Annotated in this window: 18 protein-coding genes; 8 read left to right on the top strand and 10 right to left on the bottom strand. The window is 69.1% G+C overall.

Features of this window, described 5'->3' with window-relative positions; all coding sequences use genetic code 11:
- Positions 1 to 45: 45 nt before the first annotated feature.
- Complete coding sequence (locus ACQ5DX_RS25800) at positions 46 to 444, bottom strand: VOC family protein (RefSeq protein ID WP_430335304.1); 399 nt, start codon at positions 442 to 444, stop codon at positions 46 to 48.
- Between the two features lie 246 nt (positions 445 to 690).
- Here ACQ5DX_RS25800 and ACQ5DX_RS25805 point away from each other — a divergent pair, with 246 nt between their 5' ends.
- A complete protein-coding gene (locus ACQ5DX_RS25805; RefSeq protein WP_430335305.1) occupies positions 691 to 1,074 on the top strand; it encodes a hypothetical protein in 384 nt (127 codons plus the stop codon).
- 2 nt (positions 1,075 to 1,076) lie between these two features.
- Here ACQ5DX_RS25805 and ACQ5DX_RS25810 read toward each other — a convergent pair whose 3' ends face one another.
- Entirely contained in the window at positions 1,077 to 2,387 is a 1,311-nt protein-coding gene (locus tag ACQ5DX_RS25810; RefSeq protein ID WP_430335306.1) for an ammonium transporter, read from the bottom strand.
- 186 nt (positions 2,388 to 2,573) lie between these two features.
- Between ACQ5DX_RS25810 and ACQ5DX_RS25815 the strand changes: the two genes are divergently transcribed.
- Both ACQ5DX_RS25815 and ACQ5DX_RS25820 read left to right on the top strand, forming a co-directional pair.
- The gene (locus tag ACQ5DX_RS25815; RefSeq protein WP_430335307.1) at positions 2,574 to 4,808 is read left to right on the top strand and encodes a DNA polymerase III subunit gamma and tau; all 2,235 of its coding nucleotides are present in this window, start codon (positions 2,574 to 2,576) and stop codon (positions 4,806 to 4,808) included.
- Complete coding sequence (locus ACQ5DX_RS25820) at positions 4,809 to 5,846, top strand: DUF6670 family protein (RefSeq protein WP_430335308.1); 1,038 nt, start codon at positions 4,809 to 4,811, stop codon at positions 5,844 to 5,846.
- Here the strand turns inward: ACQ5DX_RS25820 and ACQ5DX_RS25825 are convergent.
- Positions 5,777 to 6,346: a carboxypeptidase regulatory-like domain-containing protein gene (locus ACQ5DX_RS25825; RefSeq protein ID WP_430335309.1), complete on the bottom strand. Its 570-nt coding sequence runs from the start codon at positions 6,344 to 6,346 to the stop codon at positions 5,777 to 5,779. The two genes, ACQ5DX_RS25820 and ACQ5DX_RS25825, sit on opposite strands and share 70 nt — an antisense overlap.
- A gap of 38 nt (positions 6,347 to 6,384) precedes the next feature.
- Positions 6,385 to 7,350 (bottom strand): AraC family transcriptional regulator, encoded by a 966-nt coding sequence (locus ACQ5DX_RS25830; RefSeq protein ID WP_430335310.1) that lies wholly within the window; start codon positions 7,348 to 7,350, stop codon positions 6,385 to 6,387.
- A 215-nt stretch (positions 7,351 to 7,565) separates the two neighbouring features.
- Here ACQ5DX_RS25830 and ACQ5DX_RS25835 point away from each other — a divergent pair, with 215 nt between their 5' ends.
- Entirely contained in the window at positions 7,566 to 7,928 is a 363-nt protein-coding gene (locus ACQ5DX_RS25835; protein WP_127917123.1) for a YbjQ family protein, read from the top strand.
- 86 nt (positions 7,929 to 8,014) lie between these two features.
- On the opposite strand, the gene ACQ5DX_RS25840 is transcribed toward ACQ5DX_RS25835, so the two are convergent.
- From ACQ5DX_RS25840 to wecB, 6 genes are all read right to left on the bottom strand, one after another.
- Positions 8,015 to 9,181 carry a hypothetical protein gene (locus ACQ5DX_RS25840; RefSeq protein WP_430335311.1) on the bottom strand — a complete coding sequence of 389 codons (1,167 nt, stop codon included), beginning with the start codon at positions 9,179 to 9,181 and terminating at the stop codon, positions 8,015 to 8,017.
- A gap of 335 nt (positions 9,182 to 9,516) precedes the next feature.
- A complete protein-coding gene (locus ACQ5DX_RS25845; protein WP_430335312.1) occupies positions 9,517 to 10,686 on the bottom strand; it encodes a hypothetical protein in 1,170 nt (389 codons plus the stop codon).
- Positions 10,687 to 11,024: 338 nt separating this feature from the next.
- Entirely contained in the window at positions 11,025 to 12,584 is a 1,560-nt protein-coding gene (locus ACQ5DX_RS25850; RefSeq protein WP_430335313.1) for a beta-propeller fold lactonase family protein, read from the bottom strand.
- Between the two features lie 531 nt (positions 12,585 to 13,115).
- Entirely contained in the window at positions 13,116 to 14,588 is a 1,473-nt protein-coding gene (locus ACQ5DX_RS25855; RefSeq protein ID WP_430335314.1) for a beta-propeller fold lactonase family protein, read from the bottom strand.
- 626 nt (positions 14,589 to 15,214) lie between these two features.
- Complete coding sequence (locus tag ACQ5DX_RS25860; protein WP_430335315.1) at positions 15,215 to 16,768, bottom strand: beta-propeller fold lactonase family protein; 1,554 nt, start codon at positions 16,766 to 16,768, stop codon at positions 15,215 to 15,217.
- Between the two features lie 276 nt (positions 16,769 to 17,044).
- Positions 17,045 to 18,226 carry a non-hydrolyzing UDP-N-acetylglucosamine 2-epimerase gene (wecB, locus tag ACQ5DX_RS25865; RefSeq protein WP_430335316.1) on the bottom strand — a complete coding sequence of 394 codons (1,182 nt, stop codon included), beginning with the start codon at positions 18,224 to 18,226 and terminating at the stop codon, positions 17,045 to 17,047.
- Positions 18,227 to 18,496: 270 nt separating this feature from the next.
- Here wecB and ACQ5DX_RS25870 point away from each other — a divergent pair, with 270 nt between their 5' ends.
- Genes ACQ5DX_RS25870 through ACQ5DX_RS25885 form a run of 4 tightly spaced genes read left to right on the top strand, consistent with a single transcriptional unit; the run spans position 18,497 to position 22,811 of the window.
- Positions 18,497 to 21,256 carry a LuxR C-terminal-related transcriptional regulator gene (locus tag ACQ5DX_RS25870; RefSeq protein WP_430335317.1) on the top strand — a complete coding sequence of 920 codons (2,760 nt, stop codon included), beginning with the start codon at positions 18,497 to 18,499 and terminating at the stop codon, positions 21,254 to 21,256.
- A gap of 57 nt (positions 21,257 to 21,313) precedes the next feature.
- Positions 21,314 to 22,123 carry a class E sortase gene (locus ACQ5DX_RS25875; RefSeq protein WP_430335318.1) on the top strand — a complete coding sequence of 270 codons (810 nt, stop codon included), beginning with the start codon at positions 21,314 to 21,316 and terminating at the stop codon, positions 22,121 to 22,123.
- A 2-nt stretch (positions 22,124 to 22,125) separates the two neighbouring features.
- Positions 22,126 to 22,281, top strand: coding sequence for a hypothetical protein (locus ACQ5DX_RS25880; protein WP_430335319.1), 156 nt, complete (start codon positions 22,126 to 22,128; stop codon positions 22,279 to 22,281).
- Positions 22,278 to 22,811 carry a DUF2020 domain-containing protein gene (locus ACQ5DX_RS25885; protein ID WP_430335320.1) on the top strand — a complete coding sequence of 178 codons (534 nt, stop codon included), beginning with the start codon at positions 22,278 to 22,280 and terminating at the stop codon, positions 22,809 to 22,811. The genes ACQ5DX_RS25880 and ACQ5DX_RS25885 overlap by 4 nt, the downstream gene beginning before the upstream one ends.
- The last annotated feature ends 55 nt before the right edge of the window (positions 22,812 to 22,866 follow it).

The following is a 22,866-nucleotide window of genomic DNA, read 5'->3' on the forward strand; positions in this document are numbered from 1 at the left end:
GGCACCCACCTCGTTGCGAAATGGGGGCCTTCGGCGCTCGCGATATCAGCCCGGCGGCGCGAAGAACTCCAGCGCGATGTTGTCCGGGTCGCGGAACGAGAGCCCCGATCCATAGGTCGCGGTCTTGATTCCGCCGTGCGCGATGCCGAGTTCGTCGAGGCGGTCGCGCCAGTACTCGAGTTCCTCTGCGGTGCAGGCGAATGCGATGTGGTCAAGGCCGATCCGTCGTTCGTCGAACGCGGTGTCCGGCGTGTGGCCGACGTGGGTGTGCAGGCCGAACATGGTGCCGCCGCCGAGGACGTAGACGGCATGGTGGAATCCGCCGGATTCTTCGTCCTCGTCGAGAACCGGTGGCGTGCCGAACAGTCGCGTGTACCAGTCGGTGCTGGCCGCCATGTCCGACACTGTCACGGCGATGTGGGTGAGTGCGGGAAACGTCGTCACAGTGCATCTCTCCTTTTGTGATCACGACGCGCTGCGGACGTCTCGTGCGGCAGCTCTACTCCAACGCGAATGTAATTCACGGGCAACGCGATACGGCACCGGTTCCGGATGCGGTTCCATGACGATGCGGCGAGTTGACGGAATGGGCGTCTGTAACGGGCCGGATCGCATAACCGACCCATCGGTATGAGACTTTCACGGATTGCCCGAATTGCTCCGCTCGTGGCCGCTGGGTGTGTAGCTGTCGTGACCTGGTCTGCTCCGTCGGCGTCGGCTGACGTCGTCGACGTGACCGTCGTCCCCGGACTCAGCGCTGGTCCGACGACGCCGTACGGGGTCGGCTGCACGTACCTGGTCGTGGCCAGGACCACGAACCTGACCGAATCCGGCGTGTCCATCGGCGACTTCAACAGGGCATCGACGATGTTCCCGCAGGAACTGATCTGGCACACAGTCGATCCCTATTACGTCACGCCCGTCGTACTCGGTCATGCGTTCGCTCTGTGGACCCCGACAGCGGCCGGTGAGCATTCCCTGATGGCATATCAGACGTCCGCAGGCGGTCCGATCGAAACCGTCACCGTGAATCCCGGTGTGCCGATCGGACCCGCCTGCATCGTCGCACCCTGACGTCAGACCCCGTCGGTCTCCGTCTCCGGCCGCGGCCGCTCGTGCTCGCGGGAGAACAGGCCGGAAGGGGCGCCGTGGGCGAGGACCGCGTGCTCGTAGGCGGACTCGGCGTGCAGCGCCAGGTCGATGCCGGACGTCTCCTGTTCTGCGGTGACGCGGAATCCGATCCAGCGGTCGATGAGCTTGCCGAGGACGTAGGTGATGCCGAACGCGTAGAGGCCGACGACGACGACCGCCAACGCCTGTTTTCCGAGTTGGACGAACCCGCCGCCGTAGAGCAGTCCCTCGACGCCACCGGTCATCACCTGCGCGGCGAGCAGACCGATCAGCAGGGTGCCGACGACGCCGCCGACCAGGTGCACGCCGACCACGTCGAGGGCGTCGTCGTAGCCGAAGCGGAACTTCCAGCCCACCGCGAACGAGCACACGGCGCCGGCAGCGACGCCGACGATCGCGGCACCGACCATGCTGACCCATCCGCACGACGGGGTGATCGCGACCAAGCCGGCGACGACGCCCGACGCGGCACCGAACGTGGTGGGGTGCCCGTCGCGCTTCTGCTCGACGAACAGCCAGCCGAGCAGGCCGGTGCAGCCGGCGACGAGGGTGTTGAGGAACACCGCGGCCGCGGTGCCGTCGGCGGCCATCGCCGAGCCGGCGTTGAAGCCGAACCAGCCGAACCACAGCAGCCCGACACCGAGCAGCACCATGGGCAGGTTGTGCGGGCGCATCGGCTCGCTGCGGAACCCGATGCGCGGACCGAGCACCACCGCGAGCGCCAGCGCCGACGCGCCGGAGACGATCTCGACCACCAGGCCGCCCGCGTAGTCGAGCACCCCGAGCTTGGAGATCCAGCCGTCGGGCCCCCACACCCAATGCGCCACCGGCACGTACACCAGCAGCGCCCACACCGGCACGAAGACCATCCACGAGGAGAACTTGGCGCGGTCGGCGATCGCGCCGCTGATCAAGGCGGCGGTGAGGATCGCGAACGCCAGTTGGAACGTCGCGAACAGGAACTCGGGCACGCCGCCACGCGCGGTGTCGGGCGTGATGCCGGCCATCCCGAAGTGCTCGAGCCCGCCGATGAGCCCACCGCCGACGTCGTCGCCGAAGGCCAGGCTGTAGCCGACGAACAGCCACACCACCGTGACCAGCGCGATCGAGATGAAACTCATCATGATCATGTTGAGCACGCCCTTGGAGCGGACCATGCCGCCGTAGAACAGGGCGAGGCCGGGCGTCATCAGCAGAACCAGCGCGGTACTGATCAGCAGCCACGCGGTCGTGGCGGGATCGATCGTCTCGAGCATGTGAACTTCTCCTCACCGGCGGGGTGTCACCGCACGCGAGAAACGACGATCGCGTCCTGCAGTTTCGGCGACGGGGCAGGCGTGTTGCGTCTGTGTTTCGGAAATCTCTCGGCCGCCGATGCGGGTGCTGCGGGCCGGGTGCGACGCCTGCGGCCAACTGTCGGCTATCGCCGGTAGTCTTTCGCCGTGGCCCTGTACCGGAAATATCGACCAGCTTCGTTCGCGGAGGTCGTGGGTCAGGAGCACGTCACCGAGCCCCTGAGCACCGCACTCGACGCCGGACGCATCAACCACGCCTACCTGTTCTCGGGTCCGCGCGGCTGCGGCAAGACGTCGTCGGCCCGCATCCTGGCGCGGTCGCTCAACTGCGTGCAGGGGCCCACGTCCACGCCGTGCGGCGAGTGCTCGTCGTGCATCGCGCTCGGGCCCGGCGGCCCCGGCAACCTCGACGTCATCGAGCTCGATGCGGCCAGCCACGGCGGCGTCGAGGACACCCGCGAGCTGCGCGACCGCGCGTTCTACGCGCCGGCCGAGTCGCGGTACCGGGTGTTCATCGTCGACGAGGCCCACATGGTCACCACCGCGGGCTTCAACGCGCTGCTCAAGATCGTCGAGGAGCCGCCGGAGCACCTCATCTTCATCTTCGCGACCACCGAGCCGGAGAAGGTGCTGCCGACCATCCGGTCGCGTACGCACCACTACCCGTTCCGGTTGCTCGCGCCGTCGACCATGCGCGGGCTGCTCGAGAAGATCTGCGCGCAGGAGCACGTGGCGGTCGAGGACGCGGTGTACCCGCTCGTCATCCGCGCCGGTGGGGGCTCGCCGCGTGACTCGCTGAGCGTGCTCGACCAGCTCCTCGCCGGCGCCGGCGACGAGGGCGTCCGGTATTCACGGGCGCTCGCGCTGCTCGGCGTCACCGACGTCGCGCTCATCGACGAGGCCGTCGACGCGCTGGCCGCGGCCGACGGCGCCGCGCTGTTCGGCACCGTCGACAAGGTGATGGACGCCGGCCACGACCCGCGCCGCTTCGCCGTCGACCTGCTCGAACGCCTGCGTGACCTGATCCTCATGCGCGCGGTTCCCGACGCCGCCGAGCGCGGACTCGTCGACGCCCCCGGCGACGTGCTCGACCGCATGCGCGAGGAGGCCGAACGGATCGGCCCGGCCACGCTGGCCCGCTACGCCGAGTTGGTGCACGCCGGTCTCGGCGAGATGCGCGGTGCCACGGCGCCGCGTCTGCTGCTCGAGGTGATGTGCGCGCGGATGCTGCTCCCGTCCGCGACGGATGCGGAATCCGCTGTGCTGCAACGACTCGAGCGCATCGAGCAGGGTGTCGTGGTGCCGACGGCGGTGTCCGGCGCCGCCCCGGCCGCGCCGGTGTCGGCGCCGCGTCCGGCGGCCGTCGAACCATCGACGTCCGGTCCCGTCTACCAGCGTCCGTCGCAGCGTCGCGAGGCTGAGCCCGCCGCGGCCGCACAGGAGGCGACCCGGCCCGAACCCGCACCCGCTGCGGCACCCGCACCCGCTGCGGCACCGGCACCGGCACCGGCACCGGCACCTGCACCGGCGCCCGTTCCGGAACCGGTCCCCGCGCCGCAGGCCGAGGCCCCGCGACCACCCGAACCGGTGGCCGCCCCGCGTCCCGTCGAGACGCCGCGGCCCGCCCCCGAGGTGGCGCCGCAACCAGTCGAGCGCGCACCGGAGCCCGCGCCGGTTCCGCAGCCCGAGCCCGTGCGTTTGCCCGAGCCGGTTCGGCAGGCGGAGCCGGAACCCGCTCCGGTGCAGCAGGTTTCGTCTGACCGTCCCGACGCGGCCGCGCTCCGCGCCGTGTGGTCGGAGGTGCGGGCGAAGGTGCGTGAGCGCAGCCGCACGGTCGAGGTGATGCTGTCGGGTGCCACGGTGCGGTCCGTCGACGGCGCACGCGTGGTCCTCGGTCACGATTCCGCCCCGCTCGCGAAGCGACTGGTGGAACCCCGCAACAGCGACGTTATCCGGGCCGCCCTGCACGACGTGTTCGGGGGCGACTGGGAGGTCACGTGCGAGCACGGTGCTGCGGCGCCGGCCGCCGCGCCGGCACGGGCCCAGCAGACTCAGGCGAAAGCGCCTGCCGCGCCGCGTTTCTCGCGTCCGAGTCAGGGTCGTGCCGCTGCGGCGGCGCCCGCGCAGGCGGCGCCGCGCCCGTCCTCGTCGGACCTCGACGACATCCCGCCGCCCGAGGCGCCCGATTACCCGGACGATCCGGGCCCGCCGCCCGCCGACTACTACGACGACGCTCCACCGCCTCCGAGCACGCCGGAGGACGAGGAGGAGATGATGGCGGAGGCCGCCGTTCCCGTCGACCAGGCGAGCCGCCGCGATCCCGACGAGTTGGCCGGCGAAATGCTCGTCGAGGTCCTGGGCGCGCGACAGATCGACGGGTAGATGACGACGCGGTCGTTGGCCGAGCTGGTCGTGCGTGCCGTCAACCGCGTCGGCTCCGGTCCGGAGCGGCCGCTGTCGGCGCCGCCGTCGATGCGGCCACCCACCGGCCGCTGGTTCAACTGGGCGCACTACGGCGTGATGGTGCCGAATCTTCCTGAACCGTATCGGTATTTCGGGATCATGGCGATCGTGGGCACGCCCGAGGTCACGGTGTTCGCGAACGATCACGTCATCGCGACCGGCCCGCGGGACACCACGACGGTGGTGTCGTCGACGGCCGCGATGACGCACGGCCAGTTCCTGCACTACAGCACCGACCGCGACTGCGACTTCGCCGACGACGGCTCTCGACTCCGGTTCGGCGACGACATCACGATCGACGGCAGCTACCCGACGTTCGCGGTCACTCGACGCCACCCCGAGGTGGGCGTCGAGCTGAGCCTGCGCGCGACCGGTACCATCACCCGGTTCTTCGACATCCCGGGGCTGTACCGGCACTGGAGTCTGCTGTGCGAGTACGACGGCGTCGTCGGCGAGACGGCGGTCTCGGGGCTGTGTGCACTCGAATATGCCCGTGGCGCAGGACCGCACAGTGTGCTGCCGTCGCCGATCGCCTCGCGGCTCGAGCTGCCGGCGCAGGTCTTCACCTATCAGATCGTCGATGTCGACGACCACACCCAGGTGCTCCTCACCCATGTGAGCGGCCCGTTCGGGACCCCGGTGATCCGCACCGCCTACGTGCGGACCGTCGACGGCGGCAGCCACGGCTACACGGCGGGCTGCACCTTCACGGTCGACCGCTACGCCGACCGCCGACTGCGCACCCCGGACGGTCGGATCATGTCCGTCCCCGACCGGTACCGCTGGCGCCTGGTCGACGAGACGGGTTGCGAGGTGCTGCTGCTCGAGTGCGAGGCGGCCGGCGACTGGGCCTACGGGCTCGGCGCCGGATTCGTGGGCAGCTTCCGCTACACCGGCACGTTCGGCGGCGACGCGATCGAGGGCGTCGGGTACGCGGAGTACGTCGACGTCCGCTGACCTGCGGGTGCGAGCGTGAAGTCGTGAACGGCGCGGTCGACGTCGTCGGCCCCCGGGCACGGATCCAGGATCGCCCAGGCCGGGGCGTCGTGCCGGATCCAGTCGTCCCGCCGGAAGTACAGCCGCGCGGTCACGGTCCGCATGTCCGGTGCCTTGACGGTCACGTGCAGGTGCCCCGGTCGCCACGGGTGCCACCCCTCGTGCGCGACGAACCAACCGGCCGGCCCGTCGGTGCGGATCTGGTAGGGCGCGGGCTGCACCGTCGTCACGGCGAACCGGCCCTCGTCGTCGGATGCGCACGCGGCGGCGAGTCGGGTCCCGCAGCGGACGGTCCCCGAGCCGTCGCTGTGCCGAACGAGGACGGTCGCACCGCGTAGGCCGCGCCCGGCGTCGTCGTGGACGTGGCCCTCCAGCACGAGTGGAGTGCCGGCAATCTCCATGAGCGCGCACACCGCCGTGGCGGGAGTCGCCGTCGGGTGGAACCGGAGCGGGAAGATCACGGGAATTCCTTCGATCGAATCGGTGGGGGACAGGCGGATCAGGCGCTGCGGAGCACGGCGGAGGGGGAGGTTCCGAACCGGTCGCGGTAGGTCGCCGCGAACCGGCCGGTGTGTGCGAACCCCCATCGCAGTGCGATCGCGCCGACGGTGTCGTCGGGCCCGGCGTTCGAGAGGTCCTCGCGGACTCGCCCGAGCCGAACGTCGGCCAGGTACTCGGTCGGGCTCCGCCCCACATATCGGCGGAAGCCGTCCTGGAGGCGGCGGACACCGACCCCGGCCCGTTCCGCCATCTCCAGAACTGTCCAGGCGTGGGCGGGGTCGTCGTGGATCGCGTCGATGACGCGCTTGATGATTCGGGGGCGGGCCTCGGCCGACCCCGGCACGTCCTCCGGGACGGCGGCCAGAACGAATCCGGTCGTCACGGCGCTGAGTAGTTGCGCCGAGACGAGCTCGTTGCGGAGCACGGAGTGGGGATCGCGCATCTGCTCCGACAGAGAGTTCACGAATCGCAGCCAACTGGCGCCGACCGGCGTGGAGAGGTCGAGCTGCAACGGCAGCCGGATGCCGGCGCGGCCGAGCGCCCGGCTCGCCTCCTGCTCGAGATAGGTGCGGTCGATGCGCACTCCGAGGATCGCGCACGAGGCGCCCCAGCGGGGGAAGGTCGTGAGCACGTCGGGCGGGCAGATCGTCGCGGTGCCCGGAGCCGACGAGATCTCGTGCCGGCCGGTCCGCGATTCGAGGCGACCGGACAGCGGGATGTTCACCGCGACGGCGCCCGGATGCTCGGAACGGACGGAGACCTCTGCACCCCAGTCGATCCGGGCGATGCGAACCGGACCGATGCCCGCGTTCTCGAGTGTGGCCGACTCGGGGCCTGCCGACGAGAGTGGGATCAGCCGATGCGGGAAGTAGGCGTCGGCGACGACGCTCGAGACCTGCTCCCAGTCGGTGAGGCGGGTGTCATCCTCTGCCTGCACCCGGAGTGTGTCCGACGCGATGGACATCGTTCGCTACCTTTCGCCCGGTGAGTCCCATCCACATGGCGTATCAGGTAATTGAACCCTTGCCTCGGTTGTCGCACCAGAGTCCGGACGGTACGTAATGCGCCTCGGTGCGCTATCCGGACGACGGCTGCGTTCCCCGGATGTCGGTGGACCGTCCAGGCAGGGAAGGAAGACCGATGAGACAAATGGCTGGGGTCTCAAATAGCCTGACGGACATGCTTGTTGTGACAACGAACGACATTCCCGGGTGGGAGATCCAACGTGTGATCGGTGAGGTGTTCGGGTTGACCGTTCGGTCTCGGAACATCGGTTCGCAGATCGGTGCCGGCCTCAAGTCCCTCGTCGGCGGCGAACTGCAGGGAATGACCAAGAATCTCACCGAGAGCCGCAACGAGGCGATGGGGAGGCTGATCAACGAGGCCGCGCAGCGTGGCGGAAACGTCATTGTCGCAATGCGATTCGAGACGTCCGACCTCGGCGGCAACTGGTCGGAGATCTGCGCGTACGGCACGGCGGCCTACGCGGTCCCGGTCACCGACGCCGCGAGGCAGACCGCGGCGGAACTGGGCTACCGGTAGACGAGCTGTAGACAGGTGCGGGGTCGCGCACGTGAACGTGCACGACCCTGCACCGGCGTCAAGCGTTACTGCTGGTCTGCCGCTACTCAGGCAGTGGTGGCCTTACGACGGCGGGTGAACATGAACGCACCGCCACCGGCGAGCACGACGGCCGCGGCGACACCCGCGACGGCGGGGTTCACGAGCGGAACCGCGGCGGTGTCGGCGGTCGCGACCTCGAGGCAGTCGCCGGCGCCGGCGCACGAGCCGGGGACGCCGGCCGGCAGATTCGCCGGGTCGGCGAGCACGGAGACCAGGTTGTGGTCGCCCTGCTCGGCGTACGGCTTGGCGACGACGCTGTAGACCACCGTCACGGTCTGCCCCGGTGCAAGCGTTCCGTTGATGCCGAACAGGTCACCGGCACCACTGACGACAAGTGCGCCATCGGAACTCGTCGGCCCGGACACCAGGTCGGCGTCGTCGAGGACACCTGCGAGCGCCAGCGCGCGATCGACGGTGACCGGCTGTCCACCGCTGTTGGTCAGCGTGACGGTGTAGTTCACCACTTGGCCGTCCTGGATCGGTCCGGCAGCGTCCGAGGTGTGCGTCACCTGCAGCTGACTCGGCGCGGCATCGAGCGTCAGCGAGACGTTGTCGACGACGGCCTCGTTGCTGCCGAAGTCCACGATGAATTGGGCGACGACATTCACCGATCGCGTCCCCACCGGAACAGCGACGGTAGCTTCCCGGAACACGGACCCGGAAACGTTTCCGCGCTCGCGGGCCATCGGCGCGGGGAGCACCTGTGTCGCAAGGATGTTTCCGTCCGTGCCGAGGAACTGGTAGGTGACGCCGCCCCGGTCGTTCTGGGTGCCGAAGCCGCCGACGTGCGCCGACATCTTCGCCGTTACCTTGCCAGTGTCGATGCTCGCGGCGGACGGCGTGAGGTCCACCAGCTGGCTGGCGTCCTCCGATGCCCGCGTATCGGCGTGCAGCGCGTACGTACCACCGTTGAACGTGCCGAGCGCGCCGGTCGGGCCGACCAGGGTATTGGCGGGATATCCCCCTGCCGTATACGGGATAGGAAGGAAGTTTCTGCCCGTCCAACCCGTGGTGCCGTCCTCACCACCACCGTTGACGACCAGCTCTCCCGGCTGTGTCACCAGCGGGTCTGCGCTAGCCCCCGCCGGCGCCACCGTCACCGTCACGGCTGCGGCCGCTGCTGCGGCCAGTGCCAGACGCGCGGCACTTCGTCTCAACGAAGTCTTGCTCACCTTCACTCCATTCTGGACGCCCCCCGGTGACGGTGCCCCGCCACCGCGACAGGGATGGGTCTCTCCCCCTGGAGGGTGGCGCACACAAAAGGTCTAGAACGGGTGGGCAACCGGATCATGCGCTGTCCCGCATGGACTGTGCGCGGCACCGCACGCGGTGCCGCCTCGTTCGGGGTGTCGCGGAGTGCCAGTGCCGGTACTCCGAAAGTCGATGCCTTCTCTTGGATTCCGCCCGGAGCGCTGTCACCTGTCGGCGCCGACAGGTGTGGGGTCGCGCACGTGATCCGTGCGCGACCCCGCATCGGTGTCAAGCGTTATTGCTCGTCGACCATCGCTCAGGCGGTGGTGGACTTCCGGCGACGGGTGAACATGTAGACGCCACCGCCGGCGAGCACGGCGGCCGCGACGACGCCCGCGACGGCGGCGTTGACCATCGGCACGGCGGCGGTGTCGGCGGTCGCGACCTCGAGGCAGTCACCGAGGCCGGTGCACGAACCCGGAACGCCGGCCGGCAGATTCGCCGGATCGGCAAGCACGGCGACGAGGTTGTGGTCGCCCTGGTCGGCGTACGGCTTGGTGACGACGCTATAGACGACTGTCACGGTCTGTCCTGGTGCGAGCGTTCCGTTGATGCCGAACAAGTCACCGGCACCGTTGACAACAAGCGCGCCATCGGAACTCGTCGGGCCGGACACCAGGTCGGCGTCGTCGAGGACGCCCGCCAGGGCCAGCGCCCGGTCGACGGCGATCGGCTGTCCACCGGTGTTGGTCAGCGTGACGGTGTAGTTGACGACCTGGCCGTCGAGGATCGGTCCGGCAGCGTCCGACGTGTGGGTCACCGTCAGCTCGCTGGGCGGTGCATCGAGCGTCAGCGAGACGTTGTCGACGAAGCCGTTGTTGACGCCGTACTCGACAGTGAACTGGGCGATGACCTTCACCGAGCGCGTGCCCACCGGAAGCGTGGCGGTGGCTTCCCGGAACACGGCCCCGGAAACGTTTCCGCGATCGCTGGCCATCGGCGCGGCAAGCACCTGCGTCCCGAGGGTCTGTCCGCCTACGCCCAGGAACTCATAGGTCACACCACCCCGGTCGTTCTGGACATCCATGCCGCCGAGGTACGCGGACATGTGCGCGGTCACCTTGCCGGCGTCGATGCTCGCGGCCGACGGCGTGAGGTCGATGACCTGGCTGGCGTCCTCCGATGCCTGCGCGTTGACGTTCAGCGCGTACGTGCCACTGTCGAACGTACCGATCGCGCCGGAGGGGCCGACCAGCTTGGCGACGGGATATCCGGTTGCCACATACGGCATTGCCTTGAGGTTGGCGGTGCCACTCCACCCGGTGGTCCCCTGCTCGGCGCCACCATTGACGACCAGCTCTCCCGGCTGTGTCACCAGCGGGTCTGCGCTAGCCCCCGCCGGCGCCACCGTCACCGTCACGGCTGCGGCCGCTGCTGCGGCCAGTGCCAGACGCGCGGCACTTCGTCTCAACGAAGTCTTGCTCACCTTCACTCCATTCTGGACGCCCCCCCCCGGTGACGGTGCCCCGCCACCGCGACAGGGATGGGTCTCTCCCCCTGGAGGGTGGCGCACACAAAAGGTCTAGAACGGGTGGGCAACCGGATCATGCGCTGTCCCGCATGGACTGTGCGCGGCACCGCACGCGGTGCCGCCTCGTTCGGGGTGTCGCGGAGTGCCAGTGCCGGTACTCCGAAAGTCGATGCCTTCTCTTGGATTCCGCCCGGAGCGCTGTCACCTGTCGGCGCCGACAGGTGTGGGGTCGCGCACGTGATCCGTGCGCGACCCCGCATCGGTGTCAAGCGTTATTGCTCGTCGACCATCGCTCAGGCGGTGGTGGACTTCCGGCGACGGGTGAACATGTAGACGCCACCGCCGGCGAGCACGGCGGCCGCGACGACGCCCGCGACGGCGGCGTTGACCATCGGCACGGCGGCGGTGTCGGCGGTCGCGACCTCGAGGCAGTCACCGAGGCCGGTGCACGAACCCGGAACGCCGGCCGGCAGATTCGCCGGATCGGCAAGCACGGCGACGAGGTTGTGGTCGCCCTGGTCGGCGTACGGCTTGGTGACGACGCTATAGACGACTGTCACGGTCTGTCCTGGTGCGAGCGTTCCGTTGATGCCGAACAAGTCACCGGCACCGTTGACAACAAGCGCGCCATCGGAACTCGTCGGGCCGGACACCAGGTCGGCGTCGTCGAGGACGCCCGCCAGGGCCAGCGCCCGGTCGACGGCGATCGGCTGTCCACCGGTGTTGGTCAGCGTGACGGTGTAGTTCACGACCTGACCGTCCTGGAGCGGCCCGGCCGCGTCGGAGGTGTGCGTGACCTGCAGCTTGCCGGGGAGCGGGGGCATCCCGATCACGGACACGGTGTCGTTGCCGCTGTTGGTGACGTAGGTCTTGGTGCCGTCGGGGGCGAACGCGATCCCGTACGGATTCGCGCCGACGGGGATGGTGGCGGTGACGGCGTTGGTGGCGGTGTCGATCACCGACACCGTGCTGCCGCCGGTGTTGGCGACGTAGGCGCGGGTTCCGTCGGCGGTGATCTTCAACCCGTCGGGCGCAGCACCGACGGGAATGGTGGCGATCACGGTGCCCGTAGCGGTGTCGATCACCGACACCGTGTTGCTGTTCTGGTTGGCGACGTAGGCGCGCGTGCCCGCGGGGTTGATCGCCACGTCGTACGGCGCAGCACCGACAGGGATGGTGGCGACGATGGTGTTGGTGGCGGTGTCGATCACCGACACCGTGTCGCCGCCGGTGTTGGTGACGTAGGCGCGCGTGCCGTCGGGGGTCATCGCCACCCCGAACGGACCCGACTCGGCGGGGATGGTGGCGGTGACGGTGCCCGTGGCGGTGTCGATCACCGACACCGTGAAGCCCACCCAATTGGCGACGTAGGCGCGGGCGCCGTTGGGGGTGAACGCCACTCCGTACGGCCGATCGCCGACGGGGATCGTGGCGGTGACGGCGTACGTGGCGGTGTCGATCACCGACACCGTGTTGCTGACGGTGTTGGTGACGTAGGCGTGGGCGCCGTTGGGAGTGATCGTCACCCCGTATGGACCCGCGCCGACAGGGATGGTGGCGGTGACGGTGCCCGTGGCGGTGTCGATCACCGAGACCGAGTCGTCGCCGAGGTTGGCGACGTAGGCGCGGGTGCCGTCGGGGGTGATCGCCATCCCGAACGGCCGTGCGCCGACGCCGATGGTGGCAATGACGGTGTCGGCGGTGTCGGCATGAGCGGCGGGCATGACCGACAGCATCATCCCGATCGCCGCGACGACCGCAGCAACGAACCGCGACGTTAGGTGCCGACGGCGACCTGTGGCCGGGTGCGCTCGCCCCCCACTGGGGGATGAGAGAGTGGCGTTGGGGGGCATCGTAATTGGCTCCTTCGTGAGCGCCGGGGTGAACGCCGCCGGGCGGCGGCGTTCCTGGTGGTGCGGTGTGCGGGGCGCGATCGGAGAAGATCGGTCGGTCTGCCAGCCCTCGGCGCAAAGTCAGCACCGGCAACAGCGTGGTATTCCGTCCGGATGCCCCCCTGTGGCGGTGCCCCGCCATCTCCACAGGGGTGGGTCTCCCACTGGAGGATTCCTCATGCACGCCCGCAGCGCTGGCGTCGTAGACCGATAATGCGGCCGCTCGCATCGACTGTGCGCGGGCCCGCACCGACAGTGCGGGGGAACGCATCACTCGCCAGACAGCCGGTGCGAAGGACGCCGCCGGGCGCGGCCCGCTCGTGCGGTCACGGCATACCGGAAGATTTACGACGATCGGCGATCGTCATCGACAGACCTGCGTCGAAGCGAAATGCCATGCCCGGCTGGGTAAGGCGACGGTGCGGGGCCGCACACGTGAATCGTGCACGACCCCGCACCGCTGGTCACTCGTTATTGCCGGTCGACCATCGCTCAGGCGGTGGTGGACCTACGGCGGCGGGCGAACATGAACACGCCACCGCCGGCGAGCACTGCGGCTGCGACGACGCCCGCGACGGCGGGGTTGACCATCGGGACGGCGGCGGTTTCGGCGGTCTCGACCTCGAGGCAGTCACCGAGGCCGGTGCACGAACCCGGAATGCCGGCAGGCAGATTCGCCGGATCGGCAAGCACGGCCACCAGGTTGTGGTCGCCCTGCTCCGCGTACGGCTTGGTGACGACGCTGTAGACCACCGTCACCGTCTGCCCCGGTGCGAGAGTGCCGTTGATGCCGAACAAGTCACCGGCACCGTTGACAACAAGCGCGCCATCGGAACTCGTCGGGCCGGACACCAGGTCGGCGTCGTCGAGGACGCCCGCCAGGGCCAGCGCCCGGTCGACGGCGATCGGCTGTCCACCGGTGTTGGTCAGCGTGACGGTGTAGTTCACGACCTGACCGTCCTGGAGCGGCCCGGCCGCGTCCGACGTGTGGGTCACCTGCAGCGCACCGGGATTCGGTGCCTTCTCGGTCCCGATCACCGACACCGTGCTGCCGTCGGAGAGGGTGACGTAGATCTGGGTGCCGTCGGGGGTGATCGCCATCGCGGCCGGCTGCCCGCCGACGGGGATGGTGGCGGTGACGGTGCCCGTGGCGATGTCGATCACCGACACCGTGCCGTCGTGGCCGCTGTCGCCGCCGGTGGCGACGTATGCGTGGGTGCCGTCGGGGGTGAACACGATCGCGTACGGATTCGGGCCGACGGTGATGGTCGCAGTGACGGCGTTGGTGGCGGGGTCGATCACCGACACCGTGTTGCCGGCGGCGTTGGTGATGTAGACGTGGGTGCCGTTGAACGCCACCCCGTGCGGCTGCTCGCCGAGGGGGATGGTGGCGATGACGGTGCCCGTGGCGGTGTCGATCACCGACGCCGTGTCTTCCATCTGGTTGGCGACGTAGGCGCGGGCGCCGTCGGGGGTGAACGCCACTCCGAACGGATACGCGCCGACGGGGATGGTCGCAGTGACCGCGCCCGTGGCGATGTCGATCACCGACACGGTGCCGTCGAGATGGTTGGCGACGTAGGCGTGTGTGCCGTCGGGGGTGAACGTCACCGTGTCCGGCTGAGCGCCGACGGGGATGGTGGCGGTGACGGTGCCCGTGGCGGTGTCGATCACCGACACCGTGTTGTCGCCGCCGGTGGTGACGTAGGCGCGGGTGCCGTCAGGGGCGATCGCCACTCCGTACGGCGCAGTGCCGACAGAGATGGTGGCGGTGACCGTGCCCGTGGCAGTGTCGATCACCGACACCGTATTGCTGGTGTGGTTGGTGACGTAGGCGTGGGTGCCGTCGGGGGTGAACGCCACACCGTGCGGCTGCGCGCCGACGGGGATGGTGGCAATGACGGTGTCGGGGATGTCGGCGAACGCGGCGGGCACGATCGACAGCATCAGTCCGATCGCCGCCACGACCACAGCAGCGAACCGCGAGGTTGTGCGCCGACGGCGACCAGTAGCTGGGTGCACTCGCCTCCCGCCGGGGGATGAGAGAGTGGCGGTGTGGGGCATCGTCATTGGCTCCTTCGTGAGCGCCGGGTGAACCCCGCCGGTCGGCGGCGTTCCTGGAGGTGCGGTGTGCGGGGCGCGATCGAAGAAGAGCGGTCGGGCCGCCCGGATAGGTAGGTCGGCCCGCTGTCGGCGAAAAGTCAGCACGCGCAAACAGTGAGGAACTCCGTTCCGGGCGCCCCTGTGGCGGTGCCCCGCCATCTCCACAGGGGTGCGTCTCTCCCCCTGGAGAATTCACCATGCACACCCGCGGCGCGGGCGTAGTAGCCAGATCATGCGGTCGCTCGCATCGACAGTGCGCGGGTCCGCATCCACAGTGCGGGGACACGCATCGGTTCACACGTCACCCGGTGCGAAGGATGCCGCCGGCGAATTACGGGGTTTGGTGAGATCTCACTAGGCCGGGGCTCCGAGGTGACTATCGGACGCAGCTGAATGCTGTGTCTGGCTGGGTAAGACGACAGTGCGGGGCCGCGCACGTGAATCGTGCGCAACCCCGCACCGCAGGTCACTCGTCAGTCGATCGCCGCTCAGGCGGTGGTGGACTTACGGCGACGGGCGAACATGAACACGCCACCGCCGGCAAGCACGACGGCTGCGGCGACGCCCGCGACGGCGGGGTTGACCATCGGGACGGCGGCGGTGTCGGCGGTCGCGACCTCGAGGCAGTCACCGAGGCCGGTGCACGAACCCGGAACGCCGGCCGGCAGATTCGCCGGATCGGCAAGCACGGCGACGAGGTTGTGGTCGCCCTGGTCGGCGTACGGCTTGGCGCTGACGCTGTAGACGACTGTCACGGTCTGTCCTGGTGCGAGCGTGCCGTTGATGCCGAACAGGTCACCGGCACCGTTGACGACAAGTGCGCCATCGGAACTCGTCGGCCCGGACACCAGGTCGGCGTCGTCGAGGACGCCGGCCAGGGCCAGCACCCGGTCGACCGGGATCGGCTGTCCACCGGTGTTGGTGAGCGTGACGGTGTAGTTCACGACCTGGCCGTCCTGGATCGGCCCGACCGCGTCGGAGGTGTGGGTCACCTTCAGTTCACCAGGCGTGGCCGGCTTCTCGACCGCGATCACCGACACCGTGCCGCCTCCGGCGTTGGTGACGTATACGTGGGTGCCGTCGGGCGTGATAGCCACCCGGTACGGGTTCGCGCCGACCGGGACAGTCGCCGCGACCGTGCCCGTGGCGGTGTCGATCACCGACACCGTGCCGTCGCCGCCGTTTGCGACGTAGGCGCGCGTGCCGTCGGGGGTGATCTTCACCCCGTACGGCAACGTGCCGACGGGGATGGTGGCGGTGACGGTGCCCGTGGCGGTGTCGATCACCGATACCGCGTTGTCGCCGCCGGTGGTGACGTAGGCGCGGGTGCCGTCGGGGCTGACCGCCACCCCGAACGGATTCGTGGCGACCGGGATGGTGGTGGTGACGGCGTTCGTGGCGGTGTCGATCACCGACACGGAGTTGCTCGTCCAGTTGGCGATGTAGGCGCGGGTGCCGTCGGGAGTGAACGCCACCCCGTAGGCGTCCGTGCCGACGGGGATGGTGGTGGTGACGGCGTTCGTGGCGGTGTCGATCACCGACACGGTGTCGATCGCCGACACGGTGTGGTCGGCGATGTTGGTGACGTAGGCGCGGGTGCCGTCAGGGGTGATCGCCACCGCGTACGGCAACGTGCCGAGCGGGATGGTGGCGGTGACGGCGTTCGTGGCGGTGTCGATCACCGACACCGTGTTGCTGACTTGGTTCGTGACGTAGGCGCGGGTGCCGTCAGGGCTGATCGCCACCGCGTACGGCGCCGTGCCGACGGGGATGGTGGCGGTCACGATGCCCGTGGCGGTGTCGATCACCGACACGCTGTGGTCGGCGAAATTCGCGACGTAGGCGCGGGTGCCGTCGGGAGTGATTGCCACAACGGCCGGAGACGCGCCGACAGGGATGGTGGCGGTGACGGTGTCGGCGTACGCGGCGGGCACGATCGAGAGCATCAGCCCGATCGCGGCGACAACCGCAGCAACGAATCGCGAGGTAGCCGGGTGCGCTCGCTTCCCGCCGGGGGGCGCGAGAGTAGCGTTGTGGGGCATCGTCATTGGCTCCTTCGTAAGCTCCGGGCGAACGCCGCCGGCGGTGGCGTTCCTGGAGGCGCGGTGTGCCGGCCGCGATCGGAGAAGATCGGTCGGTCTGGGGGCGGTGCCCCGCCACCTCCACAGGAGTAGGTCTCTCCCCCTGGAGGATTCCCCATGCGCGCCCCCAGCGCGGGCGCGCTGACCCGATAATGCGGCCGCTCGCATCGACAGTGCGCGGGCCCGCACCGACTGTGCGGGGGCACGCATCGGCTCACACGCCACCACGATTGGGTATCAGGGGAGCGTCGCGGCCTCCGGCTGCAACGTCGGGACCCTCACCAGCTCGGCGATGGCTGCGGCGGCGCGCTCGCTTGCGCGCCCGTCGCCGTACGGGTTGCCGGCAGTCGTCATCGCTCGGTAGGCATCGCCGTCGAGGAGCAGTCGAGAGGCCTCGCCGAAGATCGTGGCCGGTCGGGTACCGACCAGCAGCGCGCATCCGGCGTCGATCGCTTCGGGGCGTTCGGTGGTGTCGCGGAGCACCAGTACCGGCACTCCGAAAGTCGGTGCCTCCTCCTGGATTCCGCCGGAGTCGGTGAGCACCAGATGCGAATGGCGGAGCGCTGTCACCAAGTCGGTGTATTCGAGCGGCTCGGTGAGCAGAATGCGTTCGTGCGCGCCCAGATTCGCCGTCAGGGTCTCCCGCACCATCGGATTCGGGTGCATCGGGCACAGAACGACGATGTCGGGCACGGCCTCGACGACCCGTCGTACCGACTTCGCGATCGCGCTCATCGGTGCACCCCACGACTCGCGGCGATGCAGCGTCAGCAGGACCAGTCGTCGACCGCTGGCCAGCGCGGTCTGCAGAGCGGGGTCGACGGGCGGAATGTCGCTGGAGGCCACGGTGAGCAACGCGTCGACGACGGTGTTGCCCGTCACCGTGACCCGATCGGGCGTGACACCCTCGTCGAGCAGGTTGCGGCGGGCCAGGTCCGTGGGGCAGAGGTGCAGTGCCGTCACGGCCGCGGTCATCCGCCGATTGCCCTCCTCCGGAAACGGGTTGTGGAGGTCGTGCGAGCGCAGCCCGGCCTCGAGGTGGACGACGGGGATGTTCTCGCTGAACGCGGCCAGCGCGGCCGCGGTGGAACTGGAGGTGTCACCGTGAACTACCACTGCGTCGGGGCGCTCGGCGCGGAGTACCGCGCTGGTGGCGGTGGTGACCCGGCCGGACAGTCGGCCCAGCGGCTGCCCCGGCTCCATGAGGTTCAGATCGTGGTCGGCAGAGATACCGAACGTCGCGTGGACCTGGTCGACCAAGGTGGTGTGCTGGCCGGTGACGATCACTGTCGGGTCGAGCGAGGGATGGGACTCGAGTGCCTTGACCAGTGGTGCGCACTTGATGGCTTCTGGGCGGGTTCCGTAGATCACCGCGATTCGAGCCGACCGTGACCCGCTGCGCTCGGATTGGTGCGACAAGATCGCTGCCCCTTTCGCTCTCCCGATCCGAGGTCCGACTGTCGGAACGGTGCACTCGTCGACAGTCAACCCCGACTCTCGACGCAGCCGGGACTTGCGGAGCGACGAGGCGGAATGCCGTACAGATCGGTGCGGTATCCCGCAGTTCCCGCATTGATTCGGTGGATCTCCACCGATTCGCGGTGGCCCGTGTGGCGGAAGCAAATGGTCAAGCGTTAGATATAGGCGATTCAAGATCGTCATTACTGAAGAAGGGGCACGACGGCAACGATGAACGACGGGGGATTCCGCGGCCGTGCGGCGGAGCCGATCTCCACCCTTCGCCAGGTTCAGGATGCGTTCGAGGCGGCCGAGCTCGGTCTGGGGTCCGCGTTGGTGGTGACCGGGCCTGCCGGGTCGGGGCGTACGCGTCTGCTGGGTGAGTTGGTCGTCACTTCGTCGTTCGAGACGGTCTCGATCGGCGGTGCGTCGAACGTGTCCGAGTACGTCGATTACAGCTTGATGGCGATGCTGGGCCGGTCGGGTCGGTTGCGCGACGGCGGCGGGCGGGCGGCGGGGTTCGAGATCGGCGAGTCCACGGTGGCGGCCCGGGCCGAGCAGTTGCTCGATGTGATCGCGCGGCACGCGGACCATCAGGGGCCGTTGGCGATCCTGGTCGACGATGCCGACCGGATGGCGCAGGGTTGCCAACAGCTGCTCGCGTATGTGGGGCGGCGGCTGGCGAATCATCGGGTCGTGCTGTTGCTGGTCAGTGGTGTCGAGCCGCCGGAGCCGTTCCTGTCGTTGCCGCAGGTTGCGGTGCCCCCGTTGGGGTATGCCGCCGCGTCGGCGCTGATGGCCGAGGCGCTCGGGACGGTTCCGGCGCCGGCGCTGGTCGACGAGTTGCACCGCATCTCGCGCGGCAAACCGGGGGTGTTGCTGGAGCTGTGTGAGACGGTCACCGACGGGCAGATCGCGGGGATCGAGTCGATCCGCTATCCGATCGTGGTCGGTGGCTCGCGTGCGTCGCGGTGGACCGAGATCGACGACCGGTCGACCGAGAGTCAGCGGACGCTGCTGGCGCTGCTGGCGGTGGCGAAGTCGGTACCGGTGCCGGATCTGCTCGAGGTGGCGACGAACGCGGACAGCGCCGACCCCGGGCGCGAGCTGGACGGGTTGCTGTCGTTGCGGCAGGTGGAGCGGGTCGGGGACCGGGTTCGGATCGGCAACCTGCTGGACCGGTGGGCCGTGTACGGGGCCGCCACTTCTGCGCGCCGGTCGCTCGCGCACACCCTGGTCGACGAGCGCGGGTATCAGCGCGAGCTCGGGGGCGGACGTGGCGGCGACGCGGACGCTTCGGTGCTGCGGCCGATCGACCCGGACCTCGCTGTGGAGCAGGTCCTGGCGACCGCCGAGGCGTTGGTCCGTGAGTCGTCGTGCGCGCTGGCGCTGTCGGTTCTGCGTGAGGCGATCGCGGTGTCGGCGGGCGCGAGTGCGAGCACGCTGCGGTTGGCTGCTGCGAGGCTTGCGCTGGACATGGGATTCCGGAGCGACGCGGAGAGTCTCGCGGACGAGGTGGTGTGGTCGGATGCGTGCGTGCGCGACCGTGCCGCAGCCGAACTCGTCAAGGTCGAGGCGCGTTATCTCGCCGATCGACCCATCAACGTCGAGTCGGTCGTCGACGCAGTACGCGAGTTCTCCGAGGAGGCACCGGCCACCGCGATGAACCTGGCCGGCATGGCGATCATCTTCCAGCTCGAGCAGGACCAGTTCTACGGTGTGTACGAGCTGCACGGGCTGGCGGAGCACATCCACGCCGGTCAGACCGGTAGCCCCGCCGACGCGCTCACGCTGGCGCGGATGAGCCTGGCGCTGGCCCGGGAGAACTCCGAGGAAGCGCTGTCCCTGCACAACGCGGCGGACGCCGCCGAGTCGTTCTCCCGGCGTGACTTTCGGGAGATCCTCGGTTCGGGGATCGTTCTCACCCGGCTGGGACGGGTCGAGGAGGCCCGGGCGCGGTTCGAATGCGCTTCGAATCCGTCCCTGACCCCGCTCCAGCGGATGTACCTGCTCACGGCGCAGGTCGACTGCGAGATCATTGCGGGAAATCCCGTCGGAGCGAGGAATCTTTGGGAGCAGGCCGACGCGATCTTCTCGTCTCACACGCACCTGCGGACGATGCGCTTGGCTCAGCGCGTGCAGATCCTTGGGTTGCAGGGTCGGTTCGACGAGGCCGAACAGGTTGCGGCCCAGTTACTTTCGGTCGGTGCTTCGGGGGAGATCGACAGCCTGCAGGCGAGGGTGCTCGCGGCCCTGGGTGAGAACGCGTTGATGCAAGGGGATGCTGAGCGGGCGATCGCCCTGCTCGAGCAGAGCATCGACCACGTCGACCGCCATGCCTGCATCTGGAAGACGAAACGGTACGTCGACCTCATCGAGGCGCTCGTGCTTGCCGGCGATCTGCGGGCCGCCACCCGCATGCTGGACGTGACGACCGGGCGGTTGCAGCAGCGCACCCGCACGACTCTGACGTCGGCGATCCTGGCACGGGGACGGCTGCTGGTCGCCGAAATCACCGACGCCCGTGAGTTGGTCGAGCTGGCGCTGGGTTCCCGGGAAGACAAGGTTCCCGCGCTCGAGCGGGCTCGTTCCCTGGCGATCTATGCCGACCGGCTGCGGGAGAACGGCAAGGTGGCCCAGAGCCGTCAGCGGGCGCGGACGGCCTTCGCGCTGTTCGAACGCATCGGCGCCGACGGGTGGATCAGGGGTGGTCGTTGGTCCACCCGCATGGAGGTGGAGGCCGCGGCGCACCCGGTACCCGGTGATTCTCGCCTCGGGACGCTGAGCGACATCGAGCGGCGGGTGGTCCAACTCGTGGTGCAGGGCATGCGCAACCGTGAGATCGCCGCGCAACTGTACGTTTCGCAGCGCATGGTGGAGAAGCATCTCACCGGCATCTTCCGCAAACTCGGCATCCGTTCGCGCGCCGAGCTCTTCGCGTTGATCAAGAGCGAGCAGCCGGCGTCTGCTGCGGCGAGCATCCCTGTGTGAGGTTCCGAATTCCCTATGCCTGGACGACATCGATATTCGCCGTACGACGCCACACCGGTGGTTCTGGACGCGCCGGCCACACGTGCGCAACGGATCTACCGCGGGGCAGGTGAGGCCCTGCTGACGCTTGCGTTGATCGGCGCCCTGTTCATCGTGTACGAGGTGTACTGGACCGATCTCACCTCCGGACGCAAACAGCGCACGGCCACAGAGCAACTCGATCAGCTGTGGTCCGAGCCCGACCGCACGCGGACAGTGACCGAGGCGTCCGGACCGGTGGGCTTCGCGAAGCTGCACATCCCCGCCTTCGGCAACGATTTTCAGCTGACGGTGATGCAGGGAACGTCCGACGCCGACCTGGAAGTCGGGCCCGGGCATTACGAGGGGACCGCGCAACCCGGCGAACGGGGCAACTTCGCGCTTGCCGGTCATCGGGTGGGCAAGGGCTCTCCGTTCAACGACATCGACCTGCTGAAGACCTGTGACGCGGTGGTGGTGGAAACCCGGACCCATTGGTACACCTACCGGGTGCTGCCGAGCGCGAGCGAAGCGTTGGACTGGGCGACCAGCAGGAAACCTGCCACGTGTTCGGCCGGCGCGGTCCCCGTCACACCGCTGCCGGCGCCCTATCAGCGCGCGGTGGGTCAGCAGGTGGTCGATCCGAGCGCCATCGGCGTGATCGCACCCGTGCCGATGAACACGGATTATGCGGAGCCGCCGCAGGACGGAGCTGCGCTGCTGACGCTCACCACCTGCACTCCCCGTTTCTCGGCGACGCATCGGCTGGTGGTACAGGCGATCCTGGTCGACGCGGCGGAGAAGGATCGGCTGAATCCCGTTTCACCCAAAGCTCTCTCGGAAGGATAGTCGTGTACGCCTGGATCTGGCGGCATCTTCCCGGCCCCTGGCCGGCGAAACTGACCGCCGCGCTGGCGATCTTCATTGCGATCGTGGCGTTGCTGATGCTCGTGGTGTTTCCCGTGATCGAGCCGTTCGTTCCGTTCACCCGGGTGGCAGTGCTGTGAGGGCCGACCACGCGTCGGCCGTTGTCGCCGTGGCCGTTCTCCTCGCCGCAGTAGCCGGTTGCAGTGCGGCCGCGGAGATTCCCGACGTCCCGGCGGCAGCACCGTCGGCCGCCGTCGCCGCGGTGCCCGACATCCCGGTCCCGCGTACCGCGGGCGACTGCTCGGTCCTCTCGGTCGAGCAGGTCGAGGAGCTCAACGGCGAACGGATCGGGTCGGTGCTGGTCGATCCCACGGTCGACCCGCCCGCGTGCTTCTTCACCGATCTCGGCGGCGCCGTGGTGGCCTCGGTGTGGGTGGCGCGGACCGCGGCCGAGACCACTGCGGTTCAGGTGGTGGACCGCGCGACCCCGATATCGAGCAGCTCGCCGGCGTCGGAACCGGCGGGCTGGAGTGGTGGCCGATCCGGCGGTCCGGACGGTTCGGTGTACGCGGTTGCACGTGGAACAACGGCGATCGTCGTGACCACGACGCAGCCACAGTCGGTACGTGCGCAGCGGTTGGCGCTCGCCGCCGTCGAGACGATCGGGTGACGAGCCAACCGGCCAGGGCGGTACGGCATCACGCACCATCGTGTGCGCGGTCCCG

The sequence above is a fragment of the Rhodococcus sp. ACT016 genome (assembly GCF_050477185.1).
Taxonomy (GTDB): Bacteria; Actinomycetota; Actinomycetes; order Mycobacteriales; family Mycobacteriaceae; genus Prescottella.

Coding starts and splice junctions, on each gene's coding strand:
- ACQ5DX_RS25810 (WP_430335306.1), bottom strand. CDS start 2,387: ATGCTCGAGACGATCGATCCCGCCACGACCGCGTGGCTGCTGATCAGT.
- ACQ5DX_RS25860 (WP_430335315.1), bottom strand. CDS start 16,768: ATGCCCCACAACGCTACTCTCGCGCCCCCCGGCGGGAAGCGAGCGCAC.
- ACQ5DX_RS25835 (WP_127917123.1), top strand. CDS start 7,566: ATGCTTGTTGTGACAACGAACGACATTCCCGGGTGGGAGATCCAACGT.
- ACQ5DX_RS25850 (WP_430335313.1), bottom strand. CDS start 12,584: ATGCCCCCCAACGCCACTCTCTCATCCCCCAGTGGGGGGCGAGCGCAC.
- ACQ5DX_RS25830 (WP_430335310.1), bottom strand. CDS start 7,350: ATGTCCATCGCGTCGGACACACTCCGGGTGCAGGCAGAGGATGACACC.
- ACQ5DX_RS25820 (WP_430335308.1), top strand. CDS start 4,809: ATGACGACGCGGTCGTTGGCCGAGCTGGTCGTGCGTGCCGTCAACCGC.
- ACQ5DX_RS25870 (WP_430335317.1), top strand. CDS start 18,497: ATGAACGACGGGGGATTCCGCGGCCGTGCGGCGGAGCCGATCTCCACC.